7 protein-coding genes are annotated in these 6,753 nt (G+C 66.8%); 4 read left to right on the plus strand and 3 right to left on the minus strand.

Annotated elements, in window-relative coordinates:
* Positions 1-153: 153 nt before the first annotated feature.
* Positions 154-462 (minus strand): hypothetical protein, encoded by a 309-nt coding sequence (locus VFH65_RS27555; protein ID WP_353326037.1) that lies wholly within the window; start codon positions 460-462, stop codon positions 154-156.
* A 33-nt stretch (positions 463-495) separates the two neighbouring features.
* Positions 496-1,023, minus strand: a complete 528-nt coding sequence (locus tag VFH65_RS27560) for a hypothetical protein (RefSeq protein ID WP_353326039.1) — start codon at positions 1,021-1,023, stop codon at positions 496-498.
* A 32-nt stretch (positions 1,024-1,055) separates the two neighbouring features.
* Between VFH65_RS27560 and VFH65_RS27565 the strand changes: the two genes are divergently transcribed.
* Positions 1,056-2,450, plus strand: coding sequence for an acyl-CoA dehydrogenase family protein (locus VFH65_RS27565; RefSeq protein WP_353326040.1), 1,395 nt, complete (start codon positions 1,056-1,058; stop codon positions 2,448-2,450).
* Between the two features lie 9 nt (positions 2,451-2,459).
* Positions 2,460-3,287, plus strand: a complete 828-nt coding sequence (locus VFH65_RS27570; RefSeq protein ID WP_353326042.1) for a DUF427 domain-containing protein — start codon at positions 2,460-2,462, stop codon at positions 3,285-3,287.
* On the opposite strand, the gene VFH65_RS27575 is transcribed toward VFH65_RS27570, so the two are convergent.
* Positions 3,284-4,036, minus strand: a complete 753-nt coding sequence (locus tag VFH65_RS27575) for an SDR family NAD(P)-dependent oxidoreductase (RefSeq protein WP_353326044.1) — start codon at positions 4,034-4,036, stop codon at positions 3,284-3,286. The genes VFH65_RS27570 and VFH65_RS27575 overlap by 4 nt on opposite strands.
* A 75-nt stretch (positions 4,037-4,111) precedes the next feature.
* On the opposite strand from VFH65_RS27575, the gene VFH65_RS27580 reads away from it, so the two are divergent.
* Together VFH65_RS27580 and VFH65_RS27585 are read left to right on the plus strand one after the other, a co-directional pair.
* Entirely contained in the window at positions 4,112-5,290 is a 1,179-nt protein-coding gene (locus tag VFH65_RS27580) for an alcohol dehydrogenase catalytic domain-containing protein (protein ID WP_353326045.1), read from the plus strand.
* 42 nt (positions 5,291-5,332) lie between these two features.
* A partial coding sequence (locus VFH65_RS27585; RefSeq protein WP_353326047.1) for an aminotransferase class I/II-fold pyridoxal phosphate-dependent enzyme occupies positions 5,333-6,753 on the plus strand: 1,421 nt, incomplete at its 3' end.

Here is a 6,753-nt window from a genome sequence, read left to right on the forward strand (position 1 = left end):
CCTGCTCGTCGAAACCGGCGGCTGGAAAACGCGAAAACGCAAAGACGGCACCACAGAATGGATCCCACCCCCACACCTCGACAGTGGACAGACCCGGGTGAATCACTACCACCACCCCGAGAGGTACTTGCTCGACGACGGAAACGACGCCGCTTAGTCGGCCTTGCGCTTGAGCATCCACGCCGGGATCCAGTGCGTGACGGATTTGCGGCGGGGGCCGTACGCGATGTCGTAGGTGACCAGTCCCCACCAGTAGCCCTGCTCGCAGATAGCCCAGTAGGTGAGCCGGCCCTCGACGACGGAGTGCATCTGCAGTCCTGACGGGTTGTAGCCGCCGCGTCGATGGGGCTCGCGCGGAAACAGCGCAGCGAGGTCGACGAGCACCACGACCGCCGGATCGACCCGGCGGAAGGCCTGCTGCACGGGCTGCCCGTTGTAGCCGATCGACTGAAGCTCGCCCACTGTTCGATCATACGTTCGAATAAGCTGCCGATTCTAGGCCGAAGCGGCCATGGAGACCTTCCTCGGCAGCACGAACGCGAACGGCCGCCGATAGCCGAGCCCGGCCAGCCGGGCACCACGGACAGCGTCGACATCCACGGTGCGCATCTGACCCGACGATGGTTCGTAGCACTGCAGCGCGGGCCCGGTCGCGTCGATGATCAGCACCCAATGCCGAGGGATGAAACGCCCGATGAGCATGGCGACTGGCCAACCGGCGTCGACGGCCGACAGCACATCGGACAGCCTGTCGCGCCGACCGCGAAACAGCCGCCAGCGATACCGGACCGAGCTGTGCGCACTCATCGCGCGGGCCATGCCGCTCGGCGTCGTGCCCAGCCTGCGCGGCCAGACTCGGTTGATCTCCGCGTGCACCCGCGCCTGCTCGGCGGCGGCATGCGCATCCGACGCCAGCAGCGCGGCCCGGTATCGGGGATCCAACAGCGCGCCTGCCACCACCGCGACGGTCGGACCGCACGTCACTCCGTCGCGCTGCCGAAGACGCAGAATCGCGAGATTCATACGCCTTCACGCTAGTGGGTACTCGACCATCCATGAGCTTCGATCTCACCCCCACCGCCGCACAGCACGACCTGGTCAAGCGCACCCACGAGTTCGCCGAGGAGATCGTCCGGCCGGTGGCCGCCGAGTACGACCAGCGCCAGGAGTTCCCGTGGCCGGTACTGGAGGAGGCCGCCGAGCGAGGTTTCTACAGTCCGCTGTTCTACCGCGACCTCATCGGCGACCCGACCGGGCTCTCGCTTCCGATGTTCATGGAGGAGCTGTTCTGGGGCTGCGCCGGTATCGGCCTGGCCGTTGTGATGCCTGCGCTGGCGCTGTCGGCGATCGGCCAGGCCGCCTCACCCGAGCAGATGCTGCACTGGGCACCCGAATGTTTCGGCACGCCAGGCGATCTCAAGCTCGCCGCGCTGGCGATCTCCGAACCCGAGGGCGGAAGCGATGTACGCAACCTGAGAACCCGGGCCCGCCGTGCCGCCCCGGGAAAGGACGCCGACTGGATCATCGACGGCCACAAGATGTGGATCGGCAACGGCGGCATCGCCAACGTGCACGTCGTCAACGCCGTCGTCGACGAGGAGCTCGGCCACAAAGGTCAGGCCCTGTTCATCGTGCCCGGCGGCACCCCCGGCCTGGAGATGGTCCGCAAGCTCGACAAGCTGGGCTGCCGCGCGTCGCACACCGCTGAGCTGAAGTTCAACGGTGTGCGGGTGCCCGGCGATCACCTGCTTGGCGGCGAAGAGAAGCTCCAACACAAACTGGCCAAGGCCCGCGAAGCGGTGCAGGGCGCACGACACTCCGGTTCGGCCACCATGGGCACCTTCGAGCAGACCAGGCCGATGGTCGCCGCGCAGGCTCTCGGAATCGCCAGGGCGGCACTGGAATACGTGACCGAGTACGCCAACCGGCGTGAGGCGTTCGGCGCCCCGATCATCGACAACCAAGGCATCGCCTTTCCGCTGGCCGACCTGGCCACTGAGATCGACGGCGCGAGGCTGCTGACCTGGCGCGCCTCCTGGATGGCCGCCACTGGCGTTGCGTTCGAGCGTGGCGAGGGTTCGATGTCCAAGCTCGCCGCCAGCGAAGTGGCCGTCCGCGCCACCGAGCGCGCCATCCAGACCATGGGCGGCTGGGGCTACATCAAAGACCATCCCGTCGAGAAGTGGTACCGGGATGCCAAGCTGTACACCATCTTTGAAGGCACCAGCGAGATCCAGCGCATCGTCATCTCCAATGCGCTCGGCGCCGCCGACGGAAAGCCGCCGCTGCACATCGAGCTCGAACCCTCCGGCGGGCCGCTGAACAAGATGTTCGGCCGCGGCACACCCCTGCGCACTCAGGCCGCCAACGCCGCATTGAACGCCAAGGATCGCCTCCCGCGGCCGGTCATGCGATTGGCCATGAATGTGCTGCGTCCACCGAAGAAGTAGCGTGAAGCCATGGCCGTCAGGATGATGGACCTGCTCAGCGGCAATCTCAGCGCGCTGCGGTACGAGCCGACCGCAAAACGGATCCGCGCCTTCCTCGGCGGGGAACCCGTCGCCGACACTCGCGACGCCCGGCTCGTGTGGGAGCCACGCCGCGTCGTCCCCACATACGCGGTGCCGCTGACGGCGTTGTCGGCGCAGCTGGTACCCGCCGGTGCCGAGTCCGGTGCCGACGAGGATGTCGGTGTGCGACTGCCTGCGATCAGCTCGCGACCGATCCTCGACCCGTCGGTGCCCTTCGACGCGCACTCCTGCGCGGGCACCGCCTTCGACGTCATCGCCGGCGACGACTCCGGCGCCGCCGCGGCGTTCCGGCCCGACGATCCCGACCTCGCCGACTACGTCATCCTCGAGTTCAACGCGTTCGAGTGGCGCGAGGAAGACGAGCCGATCGTCAGCCACCCGCACGATCCGTTCAGCCGCATCGACGTGCTGCGCAGCAGCCGCCACATCCGCGTCGAATCCAATGGCCTGCTGCTGGCCGAATCGTCTCGCCCGATGCTCTTGTTCGAGACGCTGCTGCCGGTGCGGTTCTATCTGCCCCGCGAGGACGTCGTCAGCAGGCTCGAGCCCAGCGACACCGCAAGCTACTGCGCCTACAAGGGCCGCGCGTCCTACTTCTCGGTGCCCGGCGGCCCGAAGGACGTGGCATGGACCTACCACGAACCGCTTCACGACGCCGAGCCCGTCCGGGACCGCATCTGCTTCTTCGACGAACGCGTCGACGTGATCCTGGACGGCGAGCGCCGCGACCGTCCCGTCACGCCCTGGAGTGACTAGAAGTTGAGCGGGTAACCGCCACTGACCTTCAGCGTCTCACCGGTGATGAACGACGCCTCGTCGGAACACAGATACAGCATCGCCGAGACCACGTCGCGCATCGTGCCGAGCCGATGCACCAGCTGTCGCTCGTTGACGAACTCATCGATCAGCGGCCGCGGCAGATCGGCCAGCGCGTTCTCGGTGTTCATCAGCCCCGGCGCAATCGCATTCACCCGGATGCGCTCTGATGCCAGCTCAGTGGCGAACGCGACGGTCAGGCCACGGACCGCGAGCTTGGACACCGCGTACGGCGTGGCGCTCATGTAGCCGGCCATCGACGAGATGTTCAGCACCACCCCGCCGCCGCGCTGGCTCATCGACGCCCGGCACGCCAGCGTCACATTGATCACGCCGAGCACGTTGACGTCGAACAAGCCGCGGATCTCGTCGCGCGACAACGCCCCGAACGGCTGGTTGTACTGCATCAGGTGCAGTCCGGCGTTGTTGATCAAGATGTCGACGCCGCCGAACTCGTCGACTGCCGCAGCGACAGCGGCGTCCACCTGGTCGGGGTCCGCGACGTCGCACGACACCGCGATCGCCTTCCCGCCGGCCGAAACCAGTTCGGCGGCAGTGCCTTCGGCGGCCGGCCCGTCGATGTCGGCCAGTACAACGTTGGCCCCCTCAGCGGCAAGGGCACGTGCGAATGCCCGCCCAAAGCCGATGGCCCCGCCGGTGATGAACGCGGTTCGCTGTTTGAAACTCATGCATCCATCCTGGCGCGAGGTTTGGCGATCCCGTCAACGGGCACGCCTCACCGAACGACCAATGGAGGAGGACACATGCGAGCAGTCACGTGGCAGGGACGACGGAAGGTTTCGGTCGACACCGTGCCAGACCCGGCGATCAAGGAACCCACCGACGCGATCATCCGCGTCACCAGCACCAACATCTGCGGATCCGATCTGCATCTCTACGAGGTGCTCGGTGCCTTCATGAGCCAGGGCGACATCCTCGGCCACGAGGCGATGGGCGTCGTCGAAGAAGTGGGCTCCGAAGTCCAGAACCTCAAGCCCGGCGACCGGGTGGTGATCCCGTTCAACATCTCGTGCGGGCACTGCTTCATGTGTGACCACGGGCTGCAGAGCCAATGCGAGACCACGCAGAACCGCGATCAGGGCACCGGCGCCGCGTTGTTCGGCTACTCCAAGCTCTACGGCGAGGTGGCCGGCGGCCAAGCCGAATACCTGCGCGTGCCGCAGGCTCAGTACACCCACATCAAGGTGCCCGACGATGGGCCCGACGAGCGTTACGTCTACCTGTCCGACGTGCTGCCCACTGCATGGCAGGCGGTGGAGTACGCCGATGTGCCCGACGGCGGCACGCTATTGGTGCTCGGGTTGGGGCCGATCGGGTCGATGGCCTGCCGGATCGCGTCGCACCGCAAGGGCGCTCGCGTGATCGGTGTCGACCTCGTCGAAGAGCGGCTCGGCCGAGCCAGGGAGTACTGCACCGACATCATCGACCTTCGCAGAGACGACGCGGATGAGATCGTCATGAGTTACACCGACGGGCGCGGCGCCGACTCGGTGATCGACGCCGTCGGGATGGAGGCCCACGGGTCCCCGATCGCCGAGACCGCCCAGACCGCGGCCGGATTCCTGCCGTCGCCGGTAGGTCGCGTCGTGATGAAGCACGCCGGGGTGGACCGGCTGGCCGCGCTGAACTCAGCGATCGCGCTGGTGCGCCGAGGCGGAACCATCTCACTGTCCGGCGTTTACGGCGGCGCCGCCGACCCGATCAACATGATGACGTTGTTCGACAAGCAGATTCAGCTGCGGATGGGCCAAGCCAACGTCAAGAAGTGGGTGCCCGACATCATGCCGCTGCTCACCGACGAGGACCCACTCGGCGTCGAGCAGTTCGCCACCCATCGGCTGCCGCTGGGCTCGGCGCCCGACGCCTACGAGACGTTCCAGAAGAAGCAGGACGGCATGGTCAAGGTGGTGCTCAAGCCCTGATGGCGCCGGTTTAGCGCGAGCGTTTCGGGTACTCCGTTGATCATGGATCAATCCGAAGCGCCGTTCCTTGACGCCTTGATCGACTACCGGAAACACAACCGGTACGGGTTCACGCCGCCGGGCCATCGGCAGGGCCGCGGCACCGACGACCGGGTGCTGGCCGTGCTGGGCCACGAGCCGTTCCACGACGACGTGTTGGTAAGCGGCGGGCTCGACGACCGCAAGTCCCGAAACAACTACCTCAAGAACGCCGAGGACTTGATGGCCGAGGCCGTCGGCGCGGACACCGCGTTCTTCTCCACATGCGGCAGCTCGCTGTCGGTGAAGGCGGCGATGATGGCGGTCGCCAGCGGAAGCTTGGTCGTCGCACGCGACAGCCACAAGTCGATCGTCGCCGGCCTGATCTTCTCCGGTGTGCAGGCGCGGTGGGTCACTCCACGCTGGGACGCCGAGCGGCACTTCTCCCACCCGCCGTCACCGCAGGACTATGCCGATACGTGGGACAACTTCCCCGACGCCTCCGGCGCGCTCGTTGTGTGCCCGAGCCCATACGGCACCTGCACAGACTTGGAGGGCATCGCGAAGGTCTGCCACGAGCGCGGCAAGCCTCTGATCGTCGACGAGGCGTGGGGCGCGCATTTGCCGTTCCACGAAGACCTGCCCACGTGGGCGATGGATGCCGGCGCCGACGTGTGCGTGGTCAGCGTGCACAAGATGGGAGCCGGGTTCGAGCAGGGTTCGGTATTCCACGTACAGGGCGATCTGGTGGACAGGGCCCGCCTGTCGGCATGCGCCGATCTGTTGATGACCACCAGCCCGAACGCAATGGTGTACGCGGCGCTCGACGGCTGGCGCCGCCAGATGGTCGAGCATGGCCGCGAATTGCTCGGCAACGCTTTGGAATTGGTGCGCGGACTGCGAGCCGACATCGAATTGATCCCGGACGTCGAGGTGCTCGACGACGAGCTGCTCGGCAACGAGGCCTCCCACGACCTGGATCGGATGCAGATCTTGATGGATGTGTCGGCCACCGGGACGTCGGGCTATCAGGCGGCCGACTGGCTGCGTGAGCACCGCCAAGTCGACCTCGGCATGAGTGACCACCGCCGACTGCTGGCCACGATGTCGTTCGCCGACGACAAGGCCACCGGCGAGCGGCTTCTCGACGCCCTGTGGGCTTGGCGCAAGGCAGCCAACGACTTCGACTCGCCGCCGCAGATCCGGCTGCCGTCTCCTTCGGAGATCGAACTGGAAACGGTGCAGCTACCTCGCGACGCGTTCTTCGGACAGGTCGAGGCGGTGCCGGCCGACAAGGCCAGCGGCCGCATCTCCGCCGAGCAGATGACGCCGTATCCGCCCGGCATACCGGCGGTGGTTCCTGGCGAACGACTCAACGACGCGGTGATCGACTACCTGCGCTCCGGGCTCGCCGCCGGCATGAACGTGCCGGATGCGGCCGACAC

Source organism: Mycobacterium sp. (assembly GCF_035697385.1).
Taxonomy (GTDB): domain Bacteria; phylum Actinomycetota; class Actinomycetes; order Mycobacteriales; family Mycobacteriaceae; genus Mycobacterium.

Excerpts from the sequence above, each read along its gene's own strand:
- VFH65_RS27560 (WP_353326039.1), bottom strand. The coding sequence starts at position 1,023 with ATGAATCTCGCGATTCTGCGTCTTCGGCAGCGCGACGGAGTGACGTGC.
- VFH65_RS27565 (WP_353326040.1), top strand. The coding sequence starts at position 1,056 with ATGAGCTTCGATCTCACCCCCACCGCCGCACAGCACGACCTGGTCAAG.
- VFH65_RS27570 (WP_353326042.1), top strand. The coding sequence starts at position 2,460 with ATGGCCGTCAGGATGATGGACCTGCTCAGCGGCAATCTCAGCGCGCTG.
- VFH65_RS27575 (WP_353326044.1), bottom strand. The coding sequence starts at position 4,036 with ATGAGTTTCAAACAGCGAACCGCGTTCATCACCGGCGGGGCCATCGGC.
- VFH65_RS27580 (WP_353326045.1), top strand. The coding sequence starts at position 4,112 with ATGCGAGCAGTCACGTGGCAGGGACGACGGAAGGTTTCGGTCGACACC.